We start from the raw sequence: 22,898 nt of genomic DNA, 5'->3' as shown, positions 1-22,898 counted from the left end.
TACCTGCGCCAGTTCCGCTGATGGGCGGCCCCGGAGGGGACTGCCCCGGCGCGAGGCGCGCGGGGCCGCCGATCAGCGGAACTGGCGCAGGTACCACCACTCGAACGCGTGCTTCAGCCAGTGGAAGACGCGCGAGTTCGGGAGAACCAGGTTGTGCTTCTCGGTGCGCGCGATCAGCATGCCGCGATCGTATGCGTCGACGATGCAGAGGAGCTCCACCTTGAAGGTCTCGCTCGGGGCATGTCCAGCGAGCTCGGCGACCAGGTTCTTGGCCGCCGTCCGCCCCTGCAGGTCGGCCATGTGGCCCTGCTTGGGCATCCAGTCGGGGCCCGGGAAGCTGCCGCCGTCGCCGGCGACGTAGACCCGCTCGAACCCAGGGACCCGGCAGTGCGCATCGCCCTGGATCAGGCCCCCCGGCGAGCGCGGCAGGGTGGTGTCGTCGAACCACCGATTGCCGGTGATGCCGGGCATGAAGAGGATCAGGTCGGCGTCCAGGTCGCCGCCCTCGGTCATCACCTTGTCCGCCGTGAAGCCCTTGAGCTTGTGGCCGAGATGGGCGCGGATGCCGCACTTGGCCATCTCGGCGAGGAGGCCGTCGACGGCCTTCGGTCCGAGGCGGTTGCCGGGGCGCTCGGCCGGGGTGAAGAAGACCAGCTCGAAACGCTCGCGACGACCCTCCGCGCGCAGCTGCCGATCGATGCCGAACAGGAACTCGAAGATCGGCCCGCCGCGCATCGAGCCCTGCTCCTGCGGGTTGCCGGCGAAGCCCATCGCGATCGTGCCACCGTCCATCGCCCGCAGGCGGTCGCGGATCTGCTCGGCGGCCGCGATGCCCTCGCAGGGCGTAATCGCGTGCTCGATACCGGGCAGCTTTCGGATGAAGCGCCCGCCGGTCGCGATGATGAGGCCGTCGTTCTCGATGTCGCCGGCCGTCGTCTCGAGGACCCGTCCGCCCTCGCGCAGGCCGGTCGCCTCGGCGGCGACGTGCGTCACACCCATCCGCGCGAGGAAGCGCGTGAGGTCGACCCGCAGGTCATCGCCGCGGCGCTGCCCTGACGGCAGCCAGATCAGGCCGGCGTAGTAGACGAACTCGGGGCGCGCGCTGACGAGGGTGATGTCGAGCGGCTGACCCGCGGCGCGCAGGGTCTTGATGGCGGTGAGCCCGGCGAAGCCGGACCCGACGATGGTGATGCGTCGTGACATGGCGACTCCCAAAGATTCGGATCGGTCGAGCGATGCGCCCCTCTGGCGCGGCCATCGCCGGCCGTTGGTGTAGGCTGGACGTGCGCCCGGGTCGTCAGCGCGCGCCCACGTCGTCGAGGAGCGGGGCCAGCACCGGCCAGACGTTCTCGAACAGCTGCGGCTGGGCGGCGGCCGTCGGGTGCACGCCGTCGGGCTGCATCAGCTCCCAGCGCTCGGCGACGCCGGCGAGGAGCGCCGGGACCAGCGCCGCCCCGGTCTCCTCGGCCACCGTCTTGAACACGGCTTGAAAGCGCTCCGTGTAGTCCGCACCGTAGTTGGGCGGCAGCCGGTTGCCGACGAGCAGGACCCGGCCACCGGCGGCCCGCGACCGCTCGATGATGGCCCGCAGATTCGCCGCCATCCGCTCCAGGTCCAGGCCACGCAGCCCGTCGTTGGCCCCGAGCTGGACGATGACCAGCTCCGGTCGTTCACGCTCGAGCAGGGTCGGCAGCCGGGTGAGGCCGCCGGCCGTCGTCTCCCCGGAGACACTCGCGTTGACGACCCGCCAGTCGAGCCCGGCCTCGCGCAGACGCCCATCGAGCAGGGCCACCCAGCCCTCGCTCGGGCGCGCTAGGCCATAGCCGGCGCTCAGGCTGTCGCCGAGGACCAGGATCGCGGGGGCCGGGTCGGCGCGCGCGACGGACGCGCCCGAGGATGAGATCAGCGCCAACAGCAACGCACCAGTGAACAGGAGTAGGCGGAACATGACAGCAGGGCTCGGCTCGGTCGTCTCGCGGGCCACGGGATTGGGTAAGGATGTTAACGGCCCGGGCGGGCGCTTGACCATACTGAGCGACTGCGAGCTGAGCGTGCGCGCCGGCGAGGCGGTCGCGATCCTCGGCGCCTCGGGCTCGGGCAAGTCGACGCTCCTCGGCCTGCTCGCCGGCCTCGACACGGCCAGCGCCGGCGAGGTCTGGCTCTGCGGCGAGCGCCTGGTTGGGCTCGACGAGGACGGGCGCGCGGCGCTGCGCAACGGCCGCGTCGGTTTCGTCTTCCAGAGCTTCCAGCTGCTGCCGACCCTGACCGCCCTGGAGAATGTGCTGCTACCGCTGGAACTCGGCGGGCATGCCGATGCGCAGGCCGTGGCCGCCGACGCGTTGGCGCGGGTCGGCCTCGCCGCGCGCGCCGGACACTTCCCGCGGCAACTCTCGGGCGGCGAGCAGCAGCGCGTCGCGATCGCCCGCGCCTTCGCCCCGGCCCCGGCGATCCTCTTCGCCGACGAGCCGACCGGCAACCTCGACCCGGCCACCGGCGGCCAGGTCATCGACCTGCTGCTCGCGTTGCGTGGCGACTCGGGTGCGGCGCTGGTCCTGGTCACCCACGACGCGGCGCTCGCCGAGCGTTGCGACCGGCGCCTGGCGATGCGCGACGGGCGCCTGGAGCCACTCGCATGACGGCCTGGCGCATCACGCTGCGGCTGCTGCGCCGCGATTGGCGCAGCGGCGAGCTCTCGCTGCTGGCCGCCGCCGTCGTCCTCACGGTCGCCGCGATCACGGCCGTCGGCTTCTTCACCGATCGCGTCGAGGGCGCGATGGCCCGTCAGGGCGGCGAGCTGATCGCCGCCGACCTGGTCATCCAGGCCTCCTCGCCGCCGGCCGGCGAACTCGTCGAGGAGGCCGCCGCGCTCGGGCTGGCAACCGCCCGCACGCTGGAGTTCCCGAGCGTCGCCGCGCGCGGCGAGAGGACCCAACTCGTCGAGGTCAAGGCCGCCGACCCGGCCTACCCGCTGCGTGGACAGCTGCGCACCCGCACCGACGCCGAGGCACCAGTCGAGCCCGCCACGACCGGCCCGACCCCCGGCAACGCCTGGGTCGAGCCGCGCCTCCTGTACCTGCTCGCTGCGGCCCCCGGGGATCGGCTGCGCCTCGGCGAGAGCGAGTTCGTCATCGAGCGCCTCCTCGACTACGAACCCGACCGCGCCGACGGCCCCTTCGCAGTCGCCCCCCGGGTCCTGATCGGCACCGCCGACGTCCCGGCGACGGGCCTGGTCACGCCGATGAGCCGGGTCCACTACCGCCTGCTCGTCGCCGGCGACGAGGCCGCCATCGCCGAGTTCCGCGCCTGGGCGGCGACGCGCCTGCCGGCCAACGCCGAATTCCTCGATGCGCGCGAGGCGCGCCCCGAGTTCGAGGGTTCGATCGCGCGGGCCTCGAGTTTCCTGCACCTGGCGGCGCTCGCGACCCTGCTGGTGGCCGGTGCGGCGATCGCGCTCGCCAGCCGGCGGATGGTCGAGCGCCAGACCGACGCGGTGGCCGTGATGCGCTGCCTCGGGGCACCGCGCCACCTGCTGACGCGGATCTTCGTGCTGCGCCTGATTGCCTTCGGGCTCGCCGCCGGCCTCCTCGGCAGCCTGCTCGGCTTTCTCGCCCAGTTCGGCCTGGCCGCGCTCCTCGCCGGGCTCTTCACGGCCGACCTGCCGCCGCCGTCGGTGCGCCCGATCGCCGTCGGCGTCGGCACGGGCCTGGTCGCGCTGCTCGGCTTCGCGCTGCCGCCGCTCCTGCAACTCGCCCGGGTGCCACCGCTGCGCGTGCTGCGCCGCGACCTCGGGGCACCGCGCCTGTCGGCGGCGCTGGCCCTGGGCGCCGCCGCGGCCGCGCTCGCCCTGCTCGTCTTCTGGCAGGCCGACGACCCGCAGCTCGCCTGGAAGCTCCTGGCCGGGGTCGCCGCAACGGTCATGACCCTGGCCCTGCTCGTCGCCCTCGCCGTGCGCCTCGCGCGGGGCCTCTCGCACCGCGCCCGCGGGGTCTGGCGGCTCGGCCTCGCCGGGCTGACCCGCCGCCCGAGCGCCGCGCTGTTCCAGATCACCGGTTTCGGGCTCGGCATCCTGGCGCTGCTGCTGCTCGCGGTCGTGCGCGTCGACCTGATGAGCGCCTGGGAGCAGAGCCTGCCCGAGGGGGCGCCGAACCGCTTCCTCGTCAACATCCAGCCCGACGAGGTCGCGGCCCTGCGCGGCTTCCTCGCCGAGCACGAGATCGCCGACTCGGGCCTCTTCCCGATGATCCGCGGCCGGCTGACCGCGATCGCCGGGCGCCCCGTCGACCCCGATGCCTACCCGGACGAGCGCGCCCGGCGGCTCGCGACGCGCGAGTTCAACCTGAGCCACGCCGAACGCCCGCAGGCCGACAACCGCATCGTCGCCGGAGACTGGTGGGCGGACGCCGAGGCGCCGCCGCAGTTCTCGGTCGAGCGCGGGATCGCCGAGACGCTCGGGATCGCGCTCGGCGACGAACTCACCTTCTGGGTCTCGGGGCGCGAGGTCAGCGCACCGGTCACGAGCCTGCGCGAGGTCCGCTGGGACAGCTTCAACGTCAACTTCTTCGTGATCGCCACACCGTCGCTGCTCGGCGATGAGGCGGCGACCTACATCACGAGCCTCTACCTGCCCCCGGACCGTGAGTCCCTGCTCCCCGAATTGGTGCGGGCCTTCCCGAGCGTGACCCTGATCGACGTGGTCGCGATCCTCGAGCAGGTGCGCCGGGTCATCGAGCGTGGCGCCTGGGCCGTCGAGTACGTCTTCCTGTTCACCCTCGCCGCCGGCCTCCTCGTGATGTACGCGGGCATCCAGGCGAGCGTCGCCGAGCGGCGCGCCGAACACGGCGTCCTGCGCACCCTGGGCGCCGGCCGAGCCCAACTCCTCGCGAGCCTGGCCGTCGAGTTCACCCTCGCCGGGCTGCTGGCCGGTGCGATCGCGGCGCTCGCGGCCGAGGCGACGGGCTTCGTCCTGGCCCGCCAGGTCTTCGACCTCGAGTTCGCACCCAACCCCTGGCTGTGGCTCGGCGGTGCCCTCGGCAGCGCGCTCGCGATCGGCCTGGCCGGGACGCTGGCCGCGTATCCGTTCCTCGTGCGCCCGCCGCTGCCGGCCCTGCGCGAGGATGGCTGACGGCGGTCAGGGCTGATCCGTTCTGCGGCCTTTTTCGCTGAGGGCGCAGGGGTGGCGGTCGATCCTCGACCGGGTGCGCCGTGCCGATGACCGCGCGGCACACTCGGTCGGGTCAGCCCCGCAGTGCGTAACCCGACAGCCGGCAACGCGGCTCCGAGCAAGGCCGCTGTCGGGTTACGGCGCGCGCAGGGCTGTTCTTTGTTGGCGACCGCCGTGCCGGCGCGCCTAACCCGACCTACGGGCCGTGCCATCGGCCCAGGCAACGCTGGCGGAGTCCGCCGGTAAGCCTCGTCGGCCCCCAGCGGATCAGAACAGATCCGTCGTGTGACGGCGGTGCACTTGCCTGCGGGCGGTCGCGGGCTTCTGGTAACATCGGGGGCCAGGGCCGGTCAGGGGGCAGCGGTACCCGCACTGCGGCGGGCGTCGCCAATGGGTCTGCCGGGCCGGGCGGTCCCCCGTCCATCGTCTCAACTCGCACGGGAAGCCAGGAGCATGTCGCTGATCAAGCCCTTCGCCGGCCTCAGGCCAGCCCCGGGGCGGGCCGCCGAGGTGGCCGCCCCGCCCTACGACGTGATGAGCAGCGCCGAGGCGCGGGCGATGGTCGCCGGGCGTCCCTGGAGCTTTCTGCACATCTCGCGCCCCGAGGTCGACCTGCCCGAGGGGACCGATCCCTACGACGCCGCCGTCTACGAGCGGGCCCGGGCCAACCTGGCGACCATGGTCGACGAGGGCATCCTGGTGCGCGACCCCGAGCCGCGCTACTACGTCTACCGCCTGACGATGGGCGCCCATCGCCAGACCGGCCTGGTCGTCGCGGCCTCCGTGGCCGCCTACGAGGCGAACCGCATCCGCCGCCACGAGCTGACCCGACCGGTCAAGGAAGACGATCGGGTCCGCCAGATCGAGGCCCTCGCCGCCCAGACCGGCCCCGTCTTCCTCGTGCACCCGAGCACGGCGGCGATCGACGGGCGGCTCGCGGCGGTGACCCGCGATGCGCCCGAGGTCGATATCACGCGCGAGGACGCGGTGCGCCACGAGCTCTGGTCGATCGCCGATGCGACGTCGATCGCCGCGTTGACCGCCGCCTTCGAGGCCCTGCCGGCCCTCTACGTCGCCGACGGACATCACCGCTGCGCGGCGGCGGCTCGCGTCGCCGCCAGCCGCCGCGCCGCCTCGTCCGGGCAGGCGGCCGAGACGGCGGCCGACCACTTTCTCGCGGTGACCTTTCCGCACACCCAGATGCAGGTCCTCGACTACAACCGCGTCGTGCGCGATCTCAACGGGCTCGATACCGAGACCTTCCTGCGCCGGGTCGGCGAGGTGTTCAGGGTCACGCCGAGCGGGGCGCCGGTGCGGCCCGTGCGCCCCGGCGAGTTCGGCCTCTACCTCGACGGCGCCTGGTACCTGCTCGCGATCGGCGCCGAGCGCATCCCCACGGACGATCCGGTCGCGCGCCTCGATGTCAGCCTGCTCCAGGATCACCTGATCGGGCCGGTCCTCGGCATCGCCGACCCGCGCCGCGACGAACGCATCGACTTCGTCGGCGGCAGCCGTGGCCTGGCCGGCCTGACCGCGCGCGTCGACAGCGGCGAGATGCGCCTCGCCTTCACCCTGTTCGCGACCCGGGTCGAGGACCTGATGGCCGTCGCCGACGCCGGCGCCCTGATGCCACCGAAGTCGACCTGGTTCGAGCCCAAGCTGGCCGACGGCCTGGTCAGCTACCTGCTCGAGTGAGGCGCCTCCCGACGGCCGGGCGCGCCGCGCCTCCCTGACCCGACATGACACCGCCCCGTATCGGATCCAAACGGGCCCCTACCGCGCGAGGATCGCGGCGGCCCTGGGGCACGTCATTCGAAGGCCGCACCGCTTCGGGGGCCGAGTTGCACCGCCCATTCTCGAGTCGTTCGTAACCATGGTCACGACCACCTACAGCCTCCCGCACGACGACGCCGACGACGAGACGCTGATCCGCCACTGGCTCGACAGCCTCGCCCCGCTGTACCCGGTGGAGGACCGCAAGCAGATCGCCGGGGCCTGCGCGCTCCTCGCCCGGCATCGTAGCGGCCTCGTGCTCGAGACCGGCGAGAGCCTGGTGCGCCACCTGCTCTCGACCGCCGACATCCTCGTGCAGCTGCGTCTCGACCGCGCGACCCTGATCGGCGCCCTGCTCAACGGCAGCCTCGAGCAGGCCGGGGTCACCGAGGGCCTGATCGAGGGACGCTTCGGCGCCGCGGTGGCGCGGATGGTCGGCGACCTCGCGCGCATCGACCAGATCGCCAACGTCGACGCCGTCATCGCCGCCAAGGACCTGGCCCAGCACGAGGAAAACCTGCGCCGCCTGCTGCTCGGGATCGCCGAGGACGTGCGCGTCGTCCTGATCGTCCTCGCCGAGCGGCTCCAGCTGATGCGCACGATCCGCACGCTCGACGAGACCCGCCAGCGCAAGCTCGCCCTCGACACCCAGCGAATCTTCGCACCACTCGCCAACCGGCTCGGCATCTGGCAGATCAAGTGGGAGCTCGAGGACCTGGCCCTGCGCTATCTGGAGCCCACCGAATATCAGCGCATCGCGCGCCTCCTCGACGGGCGGCGCGCCGCGCGCGAGGCCTACATCGCGAATGTCATCGCGACGTTGCGCGAGAAGTTCGCCGAGGCCGGCATCCGCGCCGAGATCACCGGACGGCCGAAGCACATCTACAGCATCTGGCGCAAGATGCAGCGCAAAGGGCTCGATATCGAGCAGATCTTCGACCTGCGCGCGGTGCGGGTCCTCGTCGACGACGTCGCCGACTGCTACGCGGCCCTCGGCATCGTCCACGGGCTCTGGCGGCACATCCCGAAGGAGTTCGACGACTACATCGCCACGCCCAAGGGCAACATGTACCAGTCCCTGCACACGGCCGTCATCGGCCCGGAGGACAAGCCCCTCGAGGTCCAGATCCGCACCTGGGACATGCATCGCCACGCCGAGTTCGGCGTCGCCGCCCACTGGGCCTACAAGGAGAGCAAGACGCACGACTCGGAGATCCAGCGTCGCGTGACCTGGATGCGCCACTGGCTCGAGCTGAAGAACGAGGGCGAAGACGGCGGCGATATCCTCGAGCGCTTCAGCGCCGAACTCGAGCCGAGCCACGTCTATGTACTGACCCCGCAGGCCAAGGTCATCGAACTGCCGAAGGGGGCCACTCCGCTCGACTTCGCCTATGCGATCCACTCCCAGATCGGTCACCACTGCCGCGGCGCGAGGGTCGACGGGCGGATCGTGCCGCTGACCCATGTCCTGCGCAGCGGCCAGATGGTCGAGATCCTGACCCACAAGAACGCCGCCCCGAGCCGCGACTGGCTGAGCACCCACCATGGCTATCTCAAGACGGCCAAGGCCCGCAATCGGGTACGCCAATGGTTCAAGCAGCAGGACTTCGCCCAGCACCTGACGCAGGGCCGTGCGGCCCTCGAGAAGGAGCTCCTGCGCCTGGGGATCGTCGAGAAACCGCAATTCGAACAACTCGCCGGGCGCTTCAACCTCCAGACGGGCGACGACGTCCTGGCCGCGATCGGCCGCGGCGACCTGGCCGTCGGCGTCGTCGCCCGCCAGATCGGCGAGCCGCGCGTGGAGGAGCGTCGCGAGCCCGAGCATCCACCCACGCCGCCGGCCAGGACCAAGGGACGCGCCGGGGCCGGGCACGCCGAGGTCATCGTCGAGGGGGTCGACGACCTGCTGACGCAGATGGCCCACTGCTGCAAGCCGGTGCCGCATGACCCGATCGTCGGGTTCGTCACCCGTGGCCGCGGCGTCACGATCCACCGCCGCGACTGCTCGAACGTGCGCAACCTGCCAGCGAGCGAGATGGAGCGGTTGATCCGGGTACGCTGGAGCGACCAGCCGCACGACGCCAGCTACCCGGTCGACATCCAGGTCTTGGCCGCCGACCGCAAAGGGCTGTTGCGCGACATCTCATCGATCCTCTCGGATGTCGACGTCGATGTGGTCGGCGTCACGAGCAGCTCCGACCGGCGCCACGATACCGCCAGCCTGCGCTTCACGATCGAGGTCCGCGACCACGAGCAGCTCGTTGGCCTGCTGCTGAAACTCAATCAGATCCCGGACGTCCTCGACGTGCGCCGAGCCTACTGAGGACCTGCGACCGGGAGACCGTCTGGGCCAACGGTTGTATCTTTATTCGCTGGGCGCGCCGCGGGTGACCCTTGGCACCGGCGGCGTCGATCGCGCGACGCGCCGTACCTCCCGGGCGCCGACTCGAGTCGGCGATCCGGGGCCTCGCTCGCGGACGGCACGGCCGATCGCCCGATCCTCGAACGCGACCCTCGTATCCATCCAACATCGGGAGAGCAGCAGATGAAGAAGATCCTCGTCCTCATGGTCTGCGCCGTCGCGCTCTCGGCCTGCGGTTCCCACTACATGGTGACCACCGAGAGCGGCCAGGAGATCAAGACCCAAGGCAAGCCCAAGCTCGATGAAGACACGGGCATGTACCGCTACAAAGACATCGACGGTCACGACGTCCTGATCAAGCAGGACGAAGTGATGCAGATCAAGGAACTCTGACGCCGATTCCCGGCACGGACGCCCTCGCGACCGCCATCGAGGCCGCCCGAGGCGTGACCGACCGCCGGCCCGCGCGCATCGCGTCCGCGCCCGGTCCCCGGCACCGAGGCGTAGAACAGTCTTCGCGACCGGCGATGTCGCGAAGCGGCATACCACCGGCTGAACGAGGATCCGCGCATGCAAGCCGTACCTGCCGCCGACCGTCCGGCTACCCTTCCGTACCCCGTCGAGGCCACACCTCGGCCCGTGGGCCACTGCCTGAGCTGGATCCTGCCGGCGCTCCTCGTCGCGATGCCCGCCGCGGCCACGGCGGACGACCCGCTCGACGCCAGCCTGGCCCGGTGCGCCCGCATCGCAGATCCCCCCGCACGGCTGGCCTGCTTCGATGCCTTGGCGGCGCGCGAATCCGTGCCCCTCGGGAGCACGACGCCACCGCCCAGCGCGCCACTGACGGCCCTGCCGGCGCCCGCCGACGCGGCGCCACCCGCCGAACGCACCGCCCTGAGGGCCAGATTCGGCGTGCTCCCGTACCGGCACAACTACGTCCTGCCGATCACCTACAACGCGAGGCCCAACCGCGATGTCGCCGCCGACGCCGGCGTCGACGAGCCAGTCCTCGGCGATGAACAGGACCAGGCCGAGCTGGAGTTCCAGATCAGCTTCGAGATCCCGCTCTGGACCGAGATCCTCGACCGCGACCTGGATCTCTATTTCGCCTACACGCAGCGCTCGTTCCTCCAGGCCTACAACGGCGACCAGTCGGCGCCGTTCCGCGAATCGAGTTACGAGCCGGAGTTCGGCCTGCACTGGGCGACCGATCTCCCGGTACTGGGCTGGCGGATCGATTCCCTGCGGCTCGCGCTGAATCACCAGTCCAACGGCCGCTCGGACCCGCTGTCGCGCGGCTGGAACCGGGCGATCGGCCAGGTCGAGGCCCGACGTAATGATTGGGAACTCGCGCTGCGGCTCTGGGCACCCTTCGACGACGCACCGGACGATAATCCCGACATCACCGACTACCTCGGCTACGGCGAGATCCATGTCGGCTACGAACTGGCCAAGCACCGCCTCGGCCTGATGTTGCGCAATCCGCGCCACCTGACGACCCAGATCGACTGGAGCTATCCGCTCGGCGACACGCTCCGCCTCTATGTCCAGTACTTCAACGGCTACGGCGAGAGCCTGATCGACTACGACCACTCGGTGAACCGCATCGGTGCCGGCCTGATGCTGAACGACTGGCCCTGGTAGGGACCCGCGCGCCGTAGCCCGACGGGGGCGCCACGTGGCCGGCCGTCGGGTTGCGCCCGAGGGCTAACCCGACGGCCTCGCATCCGAAAAAGAGATCTCGCGCAGAGACGCTAAGGCGCAGAGAAGGAGAGGCGGAGCGTATTGGTGACATCGACTAATGCCTTCTCTTCACTTTGCGCCTCTGCGTCTCTGCGCGAGCCCGTAGGTCGGGTTAGGCGCGCCGCACGGCCTTTTATCAGAAATGAGAGGTTGCGCGCGCCGTAACCCGACAGCGGCCTCGGTGGGGGCCGCGTTGGTGGTCGTCGGGTTACGCCCCGAGTGCATGGCGGGATGCGCTGCGCTTTCCCGCCCTACGTTCTCGCGCCTGCAAAGATCGCCCGCAAGCGGGCTCCTACCACGCGAGGGTGGCAGGCCGCAGCGTGCGGTCTCGGGAATTCCGCAGTCTTGCACTAGCCCGACAGGCGCCGGCCTGGTTCATGCGAACCCCGGGCTGCGGGCCGACCCTCGCGCTCCGCGGTCTCGCCGGGCAGATGGTCGGCGACCCAGGCGCCGCGCGCCCCACGCGGCTGCTCGTCGCCGCGGGTCGTATCGCACCCCGTCTGGCGTTCGAGTTCCGCGTTGAGCACAGCGCCGAGCATGGTTGCCAACGCCGAAAGATAGAGCCACATCAGGAGCACGATCACGGCGCCGACCGAGCCGTAGGTCGCGTTGTAGCTGCCGAAGCGGGAGACGTAGAGCGAGAACAGCGCCGAGGCGCCCAACCACACGAGGACCGCCGCGGCCGAACCCCAGGACACCCATTGCCAGCGCGCCTGTCGGCGGCTCGGCCCGTAGCGGTAGACGATGGCCAGACTCAGCAGTGCAAGGCCGGCGAGGACCGCCCAGCGCAACCACTGGACGAGGACCTGGGCCTGCGCGTCGAGGCCGACGAACGCGAGGACGATCGGCACCGCGACGACCAGGGCGACGACGACCACGGCCAGGATCAGTAACAGGAAGGTCAGCGCGAAGGCGAGGAGATTGAGCCGCACGAGGTCGCGCCGCTCGCGCTCGTCGTACACGATATTGAGCGCCGTCATCAGGGACTTGGTCCCACGCGTCGCGCTCCAGACCGACAGCAGGATCGCCCCGGCAAGCCCCAGGCCGAGCGCCTGATCCGGGCCGGCTGCCAGCCCGCGCATCTGCGCGGACAGGAGCCCATGGACCTCGGCCGGCAGGAGCGCGCCAAGGGCCGAGAACTGGACCTCGACCTGCGTCGGGTCCGAGATCAACCCATAGACGGCGATCAGGGCGGCGATCCCGGGAAACAGGGCCAGCAGGCTGTAGAAGGCGACCCCGGCCGAGACGAGCGAGACATTGTCCTCGGAGACCTTCCGCCAGACCCGGACCAGGACCTCACGCCAGCCGCGGCCCGGCATCTCGCCCGGCGATCGCGCCAGCCGCCCCCGTTCGACGATCGCCGATCGCCGTTTCTCCTCGATACCTGCTCCCATACGCCCGCGCATCTTTGCAACCTCAGAACGGCCGTTGACCGCTTCCTCATGGATGGATTGAAGTCGTTGAAACCGGAAAGCTCACGAGCCAAGTGTACGCACATGGCGCCCCGTGGCCGCGCAATCGTCGGCGGGCCGAGCCGAGGTCCGGCACCACCGCTGGGCGGCGGGGCAAATCCCCCGAGGCGAGGCCAACCCACCCTGCCGAGACGCCTCGGCGCGCCGCCATGGCGGGAGTGGGGCGCCGTGGCGCATCCCTTGCAGCCGTTCTCGCGAATACGACACCCAGGTCTGGCGCCCGCGCGGCGCCCCCCGACCGACCGACCAGCCCGGAGGAGCCGATGGCTACCAGATCGCGTTCGGACGTTACCCCCTTCGATGAATGGGGCTTCCTCGAGGACCCCGACCTGTGGAACCGCGATCTGGCCCTCGGCATCGCGGCCGAACTGGACCTCCCGGAACTGACCGAGGACCATTGGCGGATCGTCGACGGGCTGCGCGAGCACTATCTGACCACCGGCAACCTGCCGGCGCAGCAGACCCTGTGTCACGAATTGGACCTCGCCCCCAACTGCATCATGGAACTCTTCGGCGGCCCGATCGAAGCATGGAAGGTCGCCGGTCTCCCGGACCCGGGCGTGGAGGCCCGCACCTACATGGCCAACATGGAGGGAGACGCCCCCGGGCCAGCGAACGACCGAGACGACTGAGGGCAAGACTGCGCAATTCCCGAGACCGCACGCTGCGGCCTGCAAGCCTCGCGTGGATTCTTGGGACCGATGCAGAAACGACCGATACAGGCACGCGGAAGACAAGAAACTACGAAATGCGCGAAAAAACGGCAGATTCTCCCGCGTATATCTTGCTGTTTCGCGTGTTTCGCGTGTTTCGTAGTTTAAGAAGAAGATGCGCCGGTTGTTTTCGAATCGTCACTTGGGGTGACATGAAGGAGCGGCCCCGGTATTTCTGAAGCGAGACACTAGATCGCGTCGAACCGGGGGCCGCCACGACCGCCGGTGGCCAATCGACGGCGGCAAGGCACGAGGCCCCGTCGCCGTCGCTCGACAACCGGCGTCGTACGGATCGATCAGTCCGAGGCTCACTCCGTCGGGGCGTCGCCGGCGGTCTCCTCCATCGCCTCGTCGGCACCCTCGCCCGCCATGTCGCCAGCCGGCGCGTCGGCACCGCCGATCGCCTCGTCGACCGCCTGGCGGGCCTCGTCCAACCGCTCGCTGGCCTGGTCGGCCATGTCCTGGAGGCCCTCGCCGACCTGTTCCATCATGCCTGGATCGCTCGCCCCTTCACCCGCCGCCGCGGGGGCCTCGCTCTCCTCGACCGCCTCCATCGGCTCGTCGACCGCCTCGGCCGCGCCACCCGTGTCCGCGGGTGCCGCTTCACCCGCCGCGGCCTCATCGTCGCCCGCCCCGTCCATCGACTCGGCAACCGCCTCGTGGGCCTCGTCGAGCTTCTCGCCGGCCGTGTCGCCCATCTGCTCCATGCCCTCGGCGACGTTCTCGACCGCCTCGTCGATCTGACTACCGGCCTGCTCGGCAGGGCCCTCCTGATCGCAAGCGGCGAGCGACACCGCGAGCAGCGCCGAGGCGGAAACCAAGACCAGTCTATTCGTCTTCATACACTTCTCCTGATGGTTGCCAGATCTGCTGGAGAACGATGATCGTACCCGTGCTACGGGCACCGTCGTCGTCCCCCTCCACTCGCCCCCCTCCGCGACCGGGAGGGAAGGCCGGGGTCGCCCGGTGGACGCCCCACGATGACGCATGCGCGTCCCGAGACCGCCGTCCGCCGGGATCGAGAGACGCAAGGCATGGCTGCGCGCTGCGCCCGACGGCCTGTTCGATCGCCGGGCACGAGGTTCGGATATGGCTGCGGGGCTAGGACCCGGCACCCTGCGGTCGGCGGCGCCGACCGGCGGATGCTCGGCGCAAGTATAGACAAGACGCCCGCTGAGGATCGGCAAGGGGGCGACCGCCACGACGACGGCCCAGGTCGCAGGTGGATGGCGTTCGCTTCCGCAAACGCCACAAATAGTCGTTCGACAATGACGAATACATTGCCGGTCGGGTGATCGCCACGCAACCTGGCATCGGGGGCTGGCCAACGTGAGCGCAGCCGACAGTGCTCGGCCATCGGATCTAATCGGCGGCCCGTTCGACGGCATCCCCCGCCGCCTCCAACCGATCTGCCGCCTCCTCGACGGCCTCGTCGATCGCGTCACCGCCCGCTTCCCTCGCCTCGTCGATCTGCCGACCGATCTCCGCGGCCCTCTGCTCGGCTGGCCCCTCCTGCTCGCAGGCGGCCAAGGCCAGCAGCGCGAAGATCCCGATCAGGCTTCTGGTCTTCATGCGTGCCTCCTCCGTTGCGCAGTGCCACGATGCGAATCGAACGGAGCGCGGGCGCTCGATCGTTGCATGTCCGACCCCTTCAATGGCTGCCGTCTCGCTGCGATTCAAGGTGACGGGACCGAGTGCGGCCGAAATCGATGCCGACGCACACGTAAAGTTTAGTCCCGGTTCCATTCAACCTAGAAGCGGCAGTTGGACGGTGCCCGAGGTGCGACGTGCATCGGGTGCCGTAGCGGCCTTCACCGAGCGGGTGGGCAGGACCCACGTAGAGCCTCCGCGCGATTTCAACCACTTGAATCCATGATGTAGCGGTCAACTGCCATTTTTAGGTTCAACGCATGCGTTCGGGGCGCCCCGCCGTCGGTCGAACCGCCTCGCTCAGCCATGCTTGGTCGTCACGTCGTGGAACTCCGACTCGGCCCCGAGGGTGCGCAACGCATCGAGCACCTCGTCCAGCGCGACCGGCGCCGCCACGGTGACCTGCATATTCTCCTCTTCGGCAACCATACCCTCGCGCAGATCGAGTTCCCATTGGCGCAGGATCGCGATCTTCTCGTCGCGGGCCAGGTCATCGCGCGCCAACAGGGCGGCCACGCCGGTCACCTCGCCGGGGCGCGAAGCTGTCATCGTCTCGGGCTTCATCGTCATCGCCTCCTCGATCGTCGCATCATCGGCGGCCGGGTCGTCCTCGCGGCCTCCCGTTCCTCTTCGGTCCGATACCAGTCACGGGGCCGTCGCGGCGTCTCGGTCGCCGCCAAACGCCCCGGGCTGGCCAAGATCCGGCAAGTGCCGGACCAACTCGGCCGCCACCCCGTCCAGCAGCCGGCGGCCTGGCCCAGGTCATCGCGGGACGCCCGGGCTTGCGGGGCAAAACCACCTGCGCGGGGTCTTTGCAACCACCTCGAGGATCGCCCTGCGGTTCTCGGCCTGGCGGCGGAGACGCACGGCCGGCGTCACGTGAGATCGGCCGCCGGTCGACAACGTCGATCGCACCTCGCCTGCATGCCCGTCGATCGGGAAGAATTCGCCTGGCCTCGCCGGCGATCGCGGTTGCACTGTGGCGACGACCAAGTTATCTATGGTGTGCGCGCGGCGACGATGGCCGGTCCCGTGGTCTGCGACCCGGCGGTCGTCCCGCATACCAGCTACCCGACTCGCGAGGCCCCAGCCATGGCCCACCGGCTCACGAGCAGCCCACCGACGGCGATCCTCACCCGGCTCCTGCTCTTCGCCGGGGTCTGGCTGATCCTCGCCGGCGGGGTCGCCGAATCCTGGATCTTCGGCGTCCCGGCCATCCTGTTCGCGACCTGGGCGAGCCTGGCCCTGCAACCGCTACCCGGGCCCTGGCTGCGCTGGCGCGGCCTGGCGCGTTTCATCCCCTTCTTCCTGTGGGGCTCGCTGCGCGGCGGCCTGGACGTGGCGCTACGGGTCATCGGCCCCCGCCTGCGCATCGACCCGGGCTTTCACCGCTTCCGGCTGCGGCTGCGGGGGCGCGCGGCGCGGGTCGTATTCCTCGATACCCTGAGCCTGCTGCCGGGCACCCTGAGCGCCGAGCTGACCGAGGGAGACGCGTTGCTGGTCCACGTCATCGATCGGCGCGTCGACCTGGAGCCGCGCCTGATCGAGTTGGAGCACCGGGTCGGCGCGCTCTTCGGCGAGCAGCCCGCATGAACGGCTTCCTCCTCGTCATCGCCCTGGTGCTGCTCGCGACCATGGCCGCCAGCCTGATCCGCGGCGTGCACGGGCCGGCCGCGGCCGATCGGATGATGGCCGCCCAGCTGCTCGGCACCACCGGGGTCGGGATCCTGCTGGTCCTGGCCCAGGTCCTGACCCTGCCGGCCCTGGTCGACGTCGCGCTCGTCTTCGCCCTGCTCGCGGCCGTGGCGACCGCCGCCTTCACGCGCCGCCCCCCCGACGAGGAGGGCGACTGATGGTGCCCTGGCTCGCGAGCGCCCTCCTCGCCGTCGGCTGCTTCTTCTATCTCGCCGGCACCGTCGGGCTCCTGCGCCTGCCGGACCGGTTCTCGCGGCTGCATGCGCTGACGAAGGCCGACAACCTCGGGCTCGGCTTCCTGGTGCTCGGACTGATCCTGCTCGCCCCGGACTGGCTCTACGCCCTCAAGCTGGCCCTGATCTGGCTGCTCGTCATCGTCGCCGGGGCCTCCGCGGCCCATTTGATCGCGAAGCGGGCCGTGCGCGAACAGGAGGAGACACCGCAATGACGCCGGACCTGGTCCTCTTCGACCTGTTGCTGATCGGCGCGCTCCTCGCGCTGGCGAGCGCCTGCCTCTTCAGCGCCGAGCTCCAGCGGGCCGTCATCCTGTTCATCGTCTTCGGCCTGTTGCTGACCCTGGTCTGGGCGCGGCTGCAGGCGCCCGACGTGGCCCTCGCCGAGGCCGCGATCGGGGCCGGCCTGAGCGGTGCCCTGCTGCTCGCGGCCGCCCGGCGCCTCGCCCGGCGCGGCGGGCGACCCGAGGACCGGCCATGACGGGGGCGGCCCTGCGGGCCTTCGTGACCATCGCCATCGCGCTGGCCGCCGGGGTCCTGTGGTGGGTCTTCTCGCTGGCACTGCTCGAGGGTCCCGGCGAGCGCCTGGCGCCGCTCGCGGCCGAGGCCCTGCCGCGCAGCGGCGTCGGTAATCCGGTCACCGCGGTGCTGCTGAACTTCCGCGCCTACGACACCCTGCTGGAACTGGCCGTGCTGCTCGCCGCCGTGCTCGGCATCTGGGCCAGCGGGCCGCCCGATCGCGGTTTCGCGCCCGCCGAGATCGTCCTGGCGGGCCTGGTCGACTGGCTGGTGCCGTTGCTGATCCTCGCCGCGGGCTACCTGCTCTGGGTCGGCGGCCAGGCCCCCGGCGGGGCCTTCCAGGCCGGCGCCATGCTGGCGGCGGCCGGCGTCGTGCTGCGCCTCGCCGGCACGCCGCGGGCGGGGCTCCCGCGAGGGGACTGGCAGCGCGTCCTGGTCGTGGCCGGCGTCGCCGCCTTCCTCGCCGTCGGCCTTGCGCTGATGGCCATCGGCCACGGATTCCTGACCTATCCGCCCGGCCACGCCAAGTGGCTGATCCTGACGATCGAGACGGCCGCAACCCTGGCCATCGGCGCGACGCTCGCAGCCGCCTATGTCGGTGGCAGCCCCCCCGATGGGCCGCCAGGCGAGGACCGCGCATGATCACGGCCCTGCTCTATACCGCCGCCGGGCTCCTGCTCTTCTGCCTGGGGCTCTGGTCATTCCTGATGCATCGGCCGCTGCTGCGCAAGCTGATCGCGTTGAACGTGATGGGCAGCGGGGTCTTTCTCGTCTTCGTCGCGCTCGCCTACCGCGGCCCGGAGGGCGCCCCGGATCCCGTCCCCCACGCCCTGGTCCTGACCGGCATCGTCGTGGCGGTCAGCGCCACGGCCCTGGCCCTGGCGCTCGGTCGGCGCCTGGAGGAAGCCGAGCGTGATTGACACGCTCGCGCTGGCCATCACCCTGCCGCTGCTCGGGGCCCTGGCCGCGGTCGCGCGACCGCGCGCGGCCCGGGCGATCGGCCTCATCACCGCCCTGGTGACGACGGCGGGGGTCGCGGCGCTGGTCATCGAGGTCGCCCAGTTCGGTCTGCGCCGCACCGACCTGGGCGGCTGGGGCGCCCCGCTCGGGATCGCCCTGCAGGCCGACGGCCTCGCGGCCGCGCTACTCGCGATGACGAACCTGGTGGCGCTCGCGGTCAGCCTCTACGCCTCCGACTATTTCGGCGACGGCCCGATTCGGCGGCATTTCTGGCCCTTGTGGCTCCTGCTCTGGGCGGCGCTCAACGGCCTCTTCCTGGCCGCGGACCTGTTCAACATCTATGTCGCCCTGGAGCTGGTCGGGCTCGCGGCCGTCGCGCTGGCGGCCCTGACCGGCACCCGCGAGGCGCTCACCGCGAGCCTGCGCTATCTGCTCGCGAGCCTGCTCGGGGCCATCACCTATCTGCTCGGCGTGGCCCTGCTGTACGCCGCGCACGGGACGCTCGACCTGGGTCAGCTCGCCAACGCCATCGCCGAGGGTCCCGTCGCCTGGACCGCCCTGGTACTGATGACCGGCGGCCTCTCGATCAAGGCCGCGCTCTGGCCGATGCACTTCTGGCTGCCACCGGCCCACGGCAACGCCCCGGCCCCGGTCAGTGCCGCGCTCTCGGCGCTCGTGGTCAAGGCGGCCTTCTACCTGGTGCTGCGCCTCTGGTTCGGGCTGTACGACACGGCCGCCACCCTGGCCGCCGCCCACTTCCTCGGGTTCCTCGGTGCCGGCGCCGTACTCTGGGGCTCGTGGCAGGCCTTGCGGGCCGAACGCCTGAAACGGATGGCCGCCTACTCGACCGTCGCCCAGATGGGCTATCTGTTCCTGTTCTTCCCGCTGCTCGCCGCGGCCGAGCCGGGCGCGGCGCGCGAGGACCTGCTCGCCGCGCTGGTCCTCTTCGCCCTCTCGCACGGCTTCGCGAAGGCGGCGCTGTTTCTCGCCGCCGGCCATATCCAGCAGTGCGCCGGCCACGACCGGATCGCCGAGCTGAGCGGCACCGCGCAACGGTTGCCGGCGACGACCTTCGTCATCGCACTGGCCAGCGTCACGCTGATCGGCCTGCCGCCGAGCGGAGCCTTCACGGCCAAGTGGCTGCTGCTGAGCGGTGCGATCGCCGCCGGCCAATGGTGGGGGGTCCTCGTCGTCCTCGCCGGGACCCTGCTGGCGGCCGCCTACAGCTTCCGCCTGCTCGGTCGGGCCTTCGGCTTCGAACCGACCCCCTATCGCTGCATCACCGCGGTGCACACCGAGGTCCCGGCGTTGGCGCTAGCGCTGACGGCCACCCTGGGCCTGGGCCTGGCCGGCGATGCGCTCTGGACCCTGCTCCAGGTCGGGGGGCCGCGATGACCCTGACCGCGTGGCTCCCCGCGCTGATCGTGCTGAGCTCGGCAATCCCAGGCCTCGTGATCTTCTTCCTGAAGGAGGAGCAGGTCGCCGCCCGGACCCTGCTCAACATGGCGGGGGCGACGGTCAAGCTGCTCCTCGTCGGCCTCCTGATCTTGGGCATCCAGGATCACCAGGTCTTCGAGTCGCGCCTCGCGCTCGCCCCGGGCCTCGAGCTGGTCCTGCACGCCGATGCCCTGTCGGTACTGCTGGTCGCGCTCTCCTCGGGGCTGTGGTTTGTCACGACCATCTACGCGATCGGCTACCTCGAGGGCTCGCCGTACCGCAGCCGCTTCTTCGGCTTCTTCAGCCTCTGCGTGTCGGCGACGGTAGGCATCGCCCTGGCCGGCAATCTGATCACCTTCGTGATCTTCTACGAGATCCTGACCCTGACGACCTACCCGCTGGTCGCCCACCGTGGCACCCCGCAGGCGACCCGCGGCGCCCGCATCTACCTGGCCTATACGATGATCGGCGGGGTCCTGCTGCTGGCCGGCGCCGTCTGGCTCCAGGTCCTGGCCGGGCCGGTCGACTTCATCGAGCGGGGGATGCTCGCGGCGCTGCCGGTGGAGCGCTTCGGGCAGCTCCAGGCGATCTTCTTCCTGCTCATCGCCGGTCTCGGCGTCAAGGCCGCCCTGGTGCCGCTGCACGGCTGGCTGCCGCAGGCGATGGTCGCGCCCGCGCCGGTCAGTGCCCTGCTGCACGCGGTCGCCGTGGTCAAGGCCGGGGCCTTTGGCATCGTGCGCATCGTCTACGACGTCTACGGGGTCGAGTTCGCCCAGGCGCTGGGCCTGCTGACGATCCTCGCGGTCCTGGCCTCGATCACCATCGTCTACGGTTCGGTCCTCGCGTTGTTGCAGGACGGGATCAAGAAACGGCTCGCCTATTCGACCGTCAGCCAGGTCTCCTACATCGCCCTCGGCACTGCCCTGTTCGGCCCCCTCGGCACCATCGGCGGCCTGGTCCACCTCGTCCACCAAGGCCTGATGAAGATCACCCTCTTCTTCGGCGCCGGCAACTATGCCGAGACGCTCGGCATCCACAAGGTCGCCGACCTCGACGGCGTCGGCCGCCGCATGCCCTGGACCACGCTGGCCTTCACGATCGGGGCGTTGGGCATGATCGGGATCCCGCCGGTGGCCGGCTTCATCAGCAAGTGGTACCTGGGCATCGGCGCGCTCAAAGCCGAGATGGATTGGGCGATCCTGATCCTGGCCGTCAGCAGCCTGCTCAACGCCGCCTATTTCCTGCCCCTCCTCTATCGGGCCTGGTTCCGCGACCCGCCAGCGGCCTGGCCGAAGGAGTCGATCCCGCGCGGGGCCCTGGAGACGCGCGCCAGCCTGCTCGTACCGCCGTTGATCACGGCCGCCCTAGCGCTGGCCCTCGGGCTCTTCGCGGCGGCCCCGTTCGGCGTCCTGGAGTGGTGTCGGCTCATCGCAGCCCGGGAGTACGGGCTATGAGCCAGGCGCTGCTGCTCGCGATCTGGCTCTGGCCGCTCGCGCTGGCCACCGTCGCCCATCGCCCCGGCCTGCACTGGGCCCCAGCGGCCGGCGCGCTGCCAGCCCTGATCGGCCTGCTGCTCTTGCCGGGCGAGGTCCCGACCCTGGAGATCCCCGCGATGCTGCTCGGCGCGGCCGTCGGCCTCGACGCGCTCGGCCGGGGCTTCCTCGCCTTCAGCGGCCCGCTCTGGCTGATCACGGGCCTCTTCATCGGCGACCGGGCGCGCCGGGGCGACCAGGGTGGACGCCTGCGGACCCTCTTCCTGCTCGCGATGAGCGGCAACCTGATGCTGATCCTGGCCGCCGACGGCCCGAGCTTCTACGTCGGCTTCGCGCTGATGGGTCTGGCCGCCTACGGCCTCGTCGTCGACGGCGGCGGCGAGGCCCGCCGCCGGGCCGCGCGGCTCTATCTGGCCTGGACCATCGTCGGGGAGGTGCTGATCTTCTCCGGGCTGGTGCTGGTCGCCCAGCGCAGCGGCGGGGACCTCGGGCTCGCCGCGCTGGCCGCCGGCACCGCCGAATCCAGCCTGGCCTTCGCGGCCTTCCTGGCCGGCTTCGGGATCAAGGCCGGGCTGTTCGGCCTGCACATGTGGCTGCCGGTCACCTACGGCCAGGCGCCGAGCGCCGCGGCGGCGATCCTCGCGAGCGCCATGATCAAGGCCGGCCTGCTCGGCTGGCTGCGCTTCCTGCCGCTCGGCGGCGAGCCGCTGCCGGTCTGGGGCGACACCCTCGCGGCGCTAGGGCTGGCCGCCGTCGCGGGGGCCTCGCTGGTCGGCCTGACCCAGCGCCTGCCCGGCGCGATCCTCGGCTATTCGAGCCTCGCGAAGATGGGGATCCTGGTCCTCGGCCTGGGCCTGATCCTGCGCGAACCGGCCCTCGCCCCGGCCGGCACCCTGGCCCTGACCCTCTTCGCCGCCCATCATGCGCTCGTCAAGGGCGGCCTCTTCCTCGGGATCGGGCTGGGCCACCACTTGCCCCCGGCCTCCGCGCGGCGGCCCTGGATCTGGCTCGGCCTGGCGCTGCTCGCGCTGGCCATCGCCGACGCCCCCTTCTCGAGCGGTGCCCTGGCCAAGCAGGCCCTCGCCCCCCTCGTCGTCGCCAGCGGCTGGCCCTGGCTGAAGCCGGCGCTGGCCCTCGCGACGCTCGGCACCGCGCTGCTGATGGCCCGCCTCGCCTGGGTCGTTTGGCAGGCCCAGGAGGATCCCAGTCGGGCGGACGCGCCGACCAGACCCTGCACCGCCTGCGCCTGGGCCTGGGTCGCCCTGATCGTCACCGTCATCGCCTTCCCGTTCGTCTTGGGCGGGCGCACCGCCCCGGCGGGCACGCCCTGGCCGCTGGTGCTCGGCGCCGCGCTGGCGGCCGCGGTGGCCTTGGTCGCCCGGCGGAGGCCCGAGTGGACGGGCCGGCTCGTCGGCCTGATCCCGCCCGGCGACCTCCTCCACCTCGCCCGGGTGCTCGAACCGCTCGGCGGCCGGCTGGTCTCGGGCTGGTCCCGGCTGTGGGAACGCGCGGACCGGTACGGCCGCGAAAGGCTCGCCGCCCTCGCCGCCCGCCGCACCGGCTGGCCCGCGGATCCTGATCGCCTCGCCGACGCCTGGCCGCTGATCGGCGCCCTGTGGCTCGGCTGCCTCGGCCTGCTGGGGGTGCTGTTGGCGCTGGCGTAATGGAGATGCTTTGCGGTGCGGCG

20 protein-coding genes and 1 pseudogene are annotated in these 22,898 nt (G+C 71.2%); 15 read left to right on the top strand and 6 right to left on the bottom strand.

Features of this window, described 5'->3' with window-relative positions:
* Window positions 1–72 precede the first annotated feature (72 nt).
* Both CKO41_RS10540 and CKO41_RS10535 read right to left on the bottom strand, forming a co-directional pair.
* Entirely contained in the window at window positions 73–1,203 is a 1,131-nt protein-coding gene (locus CKO41_RS10540; RefSeq protein WP_200382177.1) for an NAD(P)/FAD-dependent oxidoreductase, read from the bottom strand.
* A gap of 94 nt (window positions 1,204–1,297) precedes the next feature.
* Entirely contained in the window at window positions 1,298–1,948 is a 651-nt protein-coding gene (locus CKO41_RS10535) for an arylesterase (protein ID WP_200249976.1), read from the bottom strand.
* Between CKO41_RS10535 and CKO41_RS10530 the strand changes: the two genes are divergently transcribed.
* The 6 genes from CKO41_RS10530 to CKO41_RS10505 all read left to right on the top strand — a co-directional run bounded on the left by CKO41_RS10530 (window position 1,947) and on the right by CKO41_RS10505 (window position 10,940).
* The gene (locus tag CKO41_RS10530; RefSeq protein ID WP_200249975.1) at window positions 1,947–2,636 is read left to right on the top strand and encodes an ABC transporter ATP-binding protein; all 690 of its coding nucleotides are present in this window, start codon (window positions 1,947–1,949) and stop codon (window positions 2,634–2,636) included. The two genes, CKO41_RS10535 and CKO41_RS10530, sit on opposite strands and share 2 nt — an antisense overlap.
* A complete protein-coding gene (locus CKO41_RS10525; RefSeq protein WP_200382176.1) occupies window positions 2,633–5,122 on the top strand; it encodes an ABC transporter permease in 2,490 nt (829 codons plus the stop codon). The genes CKO41_RS10530 and CKO41_RS10525 overlap by 4 nt, the downstream gene beginning before the upstream one ends.
* Before the next feature lie 492 nt (window positions 5,123–5,614).
* Window positions 5,615–6,856 carry a DUF1015 domain-containing protein gene (locus tag CKO41_RS10520; protein ID WP_200249973.1) on the top strand — a complete coding sequence of 414 codons (1,242 nt, stop codon included), beginning with the start codon at window positions 5,615–5,617 and terminating at the stop codon, window positions 6,854–6,856.
* A gap of 178 nt (window positions 6,857–7,034) precedes the next feature.
* A complete protein-coding gene (locus tag CKO41_RS10515) occupies window positions 7,035–9,257 on the top strand; it encodes a RelA/SpoT family protein (protein WP_200382175.1) in 2,223 nt (740 codons plus the stop codon).
* A 222-nt stretch (window positions 9,258–9,479) separates the two neighbouring features.
* Window positions 9,480–9,689: a YgdI/YgdR family lipoprotein gene (locus CKO41_RS10510; RefSeq protein WP_200249969.1), complete on the top strand. Its 210-nt coding sequence runs from the start codon at window positions 9,480–9,482 to the stop codon at window positions 9,687–9,689.
* Between the two features lie 177 nt (window positions 9,690–9,866).
* Complete coding sequence (locus tag CKO41_RS10505) at window positions 9,867–10,940, top strand: phospholipase A (protein WP_200249967.1); 1,074 nt, start codon at window positions 9,867–9,869, stop codon at window positions 10,938–10,940.
* Between the two features lie 449 nt (window positions 10,941–11,389).
* Here the strand turns inward: CKO41_RS10505 and CKO41_RS10500 are convergent, their stop codons facing one another.
* Window positions 11,390–12,433 (bottom strand): YihY/virulence factor BrkB family protein, encoded by a 1,044-nt coding sequence (locus tag CKO41_RS10500; RefSeq protein WP_200382174.1) that lies wholly within the window; start codon window positions 12,431–12,433, stop codon window positions 11,390–11,392.
* Between the two features lie 341 nt (window positions 12,434–12,774).
* On the opposite strand from CKO41_RS10500, the gene CKO41_RS10495 reads away from it, so the two are divergent.
* Window positions 12,775–13,143 carry a TusE/DsrC/DsvC family sulfur relay protein gene (locus tag CKO41_RS10495; RefSeq protein WP_200249963.1) on the top strand — a complete coding sequence of 123 codons (369 nt, stop codon included), beginning with the start codon at window positions 12,775–12,777 and terminating at the stop codon, window positions 13,141–13,143.
* A 389-nt stretch (window positions 13,144–13,532) separates the two neighbouring features.
* On the opposite strand, the gene CKO41_RS10490 is transcribed toward CKO41_RS10495, so the two are convergent.
* The 3 genes from CKO41_RS10490 to CKO41_RS10480 all read right to left on the bottom strand — a co-directional run bounded on the left by CKO41_RS10490 (window position 13,533) and on the right by CKO41_RS10480 (window position 15,444).
* Entirely contained in the window at window positions 13,533–14,066 is a 534-nt protein-coding gene (locus CKO41_RS10490; RefSeq protein WP_200249961.1) for a hypothetical protein, read from the bottom strand.
* 520 nt (window positions 14,067–14,586) lie between these two features.
* On the bottom strand, window positions 14,587–14,796 hold the full coding sequence (locus CKO41_RS10485; RefSeq protein WP_200249959.1) for a hypothetical protein: 210 nt from the start codon (window positions 14,794–14,796) through the stop codon (window positions 14,587–14,589).
* 378 nt (window positions 14,797–15,174) lie between these two features.
* Window positions 15,175–15,444, bottom strand: coding sequence for a hypothetical protein (locus CKO41_RS10480; RefSeq protein ID WP_242464250.1), 270 nt, complete (start codon window positions 15,442–15,444; stop codon window positions 15,175–15,177).
* 450 nt (window positions 15,445–15,894) lie between these two features.
* Here CKO41_RS10480 and CKO41_RS10475 point away from each other — a divergent pair, with 450 nt between their 5' ends.
* The 8 genes and pseudogenes from CKO41_RS10475 to CKO41_RS10435 all read left to right on the top strand — a co-directional run bounded on the left by CKO41_RS10475 (window position 15,895) and on the right by CKO41_RS10435 (window position 22,875).
* The gene (locus CKO41_RS10475; RefSeq protein ID WP_242464249.1) at window positions 15,895–16,467 is read left to right on the top strand and encodes a Na+/H+ antiporter subunit E; all 573 of its coding nucleotides are present in this window, start codon (window positions 15,895–15,897) and stop codon (window positions 16,465–16,467) included.
* A complete protein-coding gene (locus tag CKO41_RS10470; protein WP_200249957.1) occupies window positions 16,464–16,727 on the top strand; it encodes an MrpF/PhaF family protein in 264 nt (87 codons plus the stop codon). Before CKO41_RS10475 ends, CKO41_RS10470 begins: the two co-directional genes overlap by 4 nt.
* Window positions 16,727–17,017, top strand: coding sequence for a monovalent cation/H(+) antiporter subunit G (gene mnhG / locus CKO41_RS10465; protein WP_200249955.1), 291 nt, complete (start codon window positions 16,727–16,729; stop codon window positions 17,015–17,017). The genes CKO41_RS10470 and mnhG overlap by 1 nt, the downstream gene beginning before the upstream one ends.
* Window positions 17,014–17,963 (top strand): annotated as a pseudogene (locus tag CKO41_RS10455) (hydrogenase subunit MbhD domain-containing protein). Before mnhG ends, CKO41_RS10455 begins: the two are co-directional and overlap by 4 nt.
* On the top strand, window positions 17,960–18,241 hold the full coding sequence (locus tag CKO41_RS10450) for a cation:proton antiporter subunit C (RefSeq protein WP_200249950.1): 282 nt from the start codon (window positions 17,960–17,962) through the stop codon (window positions 18,239–18,241). The pseudogene CKO41_RS10455 and the gene CKO41_RS10450 overlap by 4 nt, the downstream one beginning before the upstream one ends.
* The gene (locus tag CKO41_RS10445) at window positions 18,234–19,676 is read left to right on the top strand and encodes a proton-conducting transporter transmembrane domain-containing protein (protein WP_200382172.1); all 1,443 of its coding nucleotides are present in this window, start codon (window positions 18,234–18,236) and stop codon (window positions 19,674–19,676) included. Before CKO41_RS10450 ends, CKO41_RS10445 begins: the two co-directional genes overlap by 8 nt.
* Window positions 19,673–21,172: a complex I subunit 5 family protein gene (locus tag CKO41_RS10440; protein ID WP_200382171.1), complete on the top strand. Its 1,500-nt coding sequence runs from the start codon at window positions 19,673–19,675 to the stop codon at window positions 21,170–21,172. Before CKO41_RS10445 ends, CKO41_RS10440 begins: the two co-directional genes overlap by 4 nt.
* Window positions 21,169–22,875 carry a proton-conducting transporter transmembrane domain-containing protein gene (locus CKO41_RS10435; RefSeq protein ID WP_200382170.1) on the top strand — a complete coding sequence of 569 codons (1,707 nt, stop codon included), beginning with the start codon at window positions 21,169–21,171 and terminating at the stop codon, window positions 22,873–22,875. The genes CKO41_RS10440 and CKO41_RS10435 overlap by 4 nt, the downstream gene beginning before the upstream one ends.
* The last annotated feature ends 23 nt before the right edge of the window (window positions 22,876–22,898 follow it).

Source organism: Thiococcus pfennigii (assembly GCF_016583835.1).
GTDB classification, from domain to species: Bacteria; Pseudomonadota; Gammaproteobacteria; order Chromatiales; family Chromatiaceae; genus Thiococcus; species Thiococcus pfennigii.
The sequence above is the reverse complement of the archived record's forward strand: the minus strand, read 5'-3'. Positions and strand labels throughout refer to the sequence as shown.

What these genes read in the sequence shown, in the direction of transcription:
- CKO41_RS10540 (WP_200382177.1), bottom strand. Translation starts at nt 1,203, where the DNA reads ATGTCACGACGCATCACCATCGTCGGGTCCGGCTTCGCCGGGCTCACC.
- CKO41_RS10530 (WP_200249975.1), top strand. Translation starts at nt 1,947, where the DNA reads ATGACAGCAGGGCTCGGCTCGGTCGTCTCGCGGGCCACGGGATTGGGT.
- CKO41_RS10535 (WP_200249976.1), bottom strand. Translation starts at nt 1,948, where the DNA reads ATGTTCCGCCTACTCCTGTTCACTGGTGCGTTGCTGTTGGCGCTGATC.
- CKO41_RS10525 (WP_200382176.1), top strand. Translation starts at nt 2,633, where the DNA reads ATGACGGCCTGGCGCATCACGCTGCGGCTGCTGCGCCGCGATTGGCGC.
- CKO41_RS10520 (WP_200249973.1), top strand. Translation starts at nt 5,615, where the DNA reads ATGTCGCTGATCAAGCCCTTCGCCGGCCTCAGGCCAGCCCCGGGGCGG.
- CKO41_RS10515 (WP_200382175.1), top strand. Translation starts at nt 7,035, where the DNA reads ATGGTCACGACCACCTACAGCCTCCCGCACGACGACGCCGACGACGAG.
- CKO41_RS10510 (WP_200249969.1), top strand. Translation starts at nt 9,480, where the DNA reads ATGAAGAAGATCCTCGTCCTCATGGTCTGCGCCGTCGCGCTCTCGGCC.
- CKO41_RS10505 (WP_200249967.1), top strand. Translation starts at nt 9,867, where the DNA reads ATGCAAGCCGTACCTGCCGCCGACCGTCCGGCTACCCTTCCGTACCCC.
- CKO41_RS10500 (WP_200382174.1), bottom strand. Translation starts at nt 12,433, where the DNA reads ATGGGAGCAGGTATCGAGGAGAAACGGCGATCGGCGATCGTCGAACGG.
- CKO41_RS10495 (WP_200249963.1), top strand. Translation starts at nt 12,775, where the DNA reads ATGGCTACCAGATCGCGTTCGGACGTTACCCCCTTCGATGAATGGGGC.
- CKO41_RS10490 (WP_200249961.1), bottom strand. Translation starts at nt 14,066, where the DNA reads ATGAAGACGAATAGACTGGTCTTGGTTTCCGCCTCGGCGCTGCTCGCG.
- CKO41_RS10485 (WP_200249959.1), bottom strand. Translation starts at nt 14,796, where the DNA reads ATGAAGACCAGAAGCCTGATCGGGATCTTCGCGCTGCTGGCCTTGGCC.
- CKO41_RS10480 (WP_242464250.1), bottom strand. Translation starts at nt 15,444, where the DNA reads ATGACGATGAAGCCCGAGACGATGACAGCTTCGCGCCCCGGCGAGGTG.
- CKO41_RS10475 (WP_242464249.1), top strand. Translation starts at nt 15,895, where the DNA reads ATGGCCGGTCCCGTGGTCTGCGACCCGGCGGTCGTCCCGCATACCAGC.
- CKO41_RS10470 (WP_200249957.1), top strand. Translation starts at nt 16,464, where the DNA reads ATGAACGGCTTCCTCCTCGTCATCGCCCTGGTGCTGCTCGCGACCATG.
- mnhG (WP_200249955.1), top strand. Translation starts at nt 16,727, where the DNA reads ATGGTGCCCTGGCTCGCGAGCGCCCTCCTCGCCGTCGGCTGCTTCTTC.
- CKO41_RS10450 (WP_200249950.1), top strand. Translation starts at nt 17,960, where the DNA reads ATGATCACGGCCCTGCTCTATACCGCCGCCGGGCTCCTGCTCTTCTGC.
- CKO41_RS10440 (WP_200382171.1), top strand. Translation starts at nt 19,673, where the DNA reads ATGACCCTGACCGCGTGGCTCCCCGCGCTGATCGTGCTGAGCTCGGCA.
- CKO41_RS10435 (WP_200382170.1), top strand. Translation starts at nt 21,169, where the DNA reads ATGAGCCAGGCGCTGCTGCTCGCGATCTGGCTCTGGCCGCTCGCGCTG.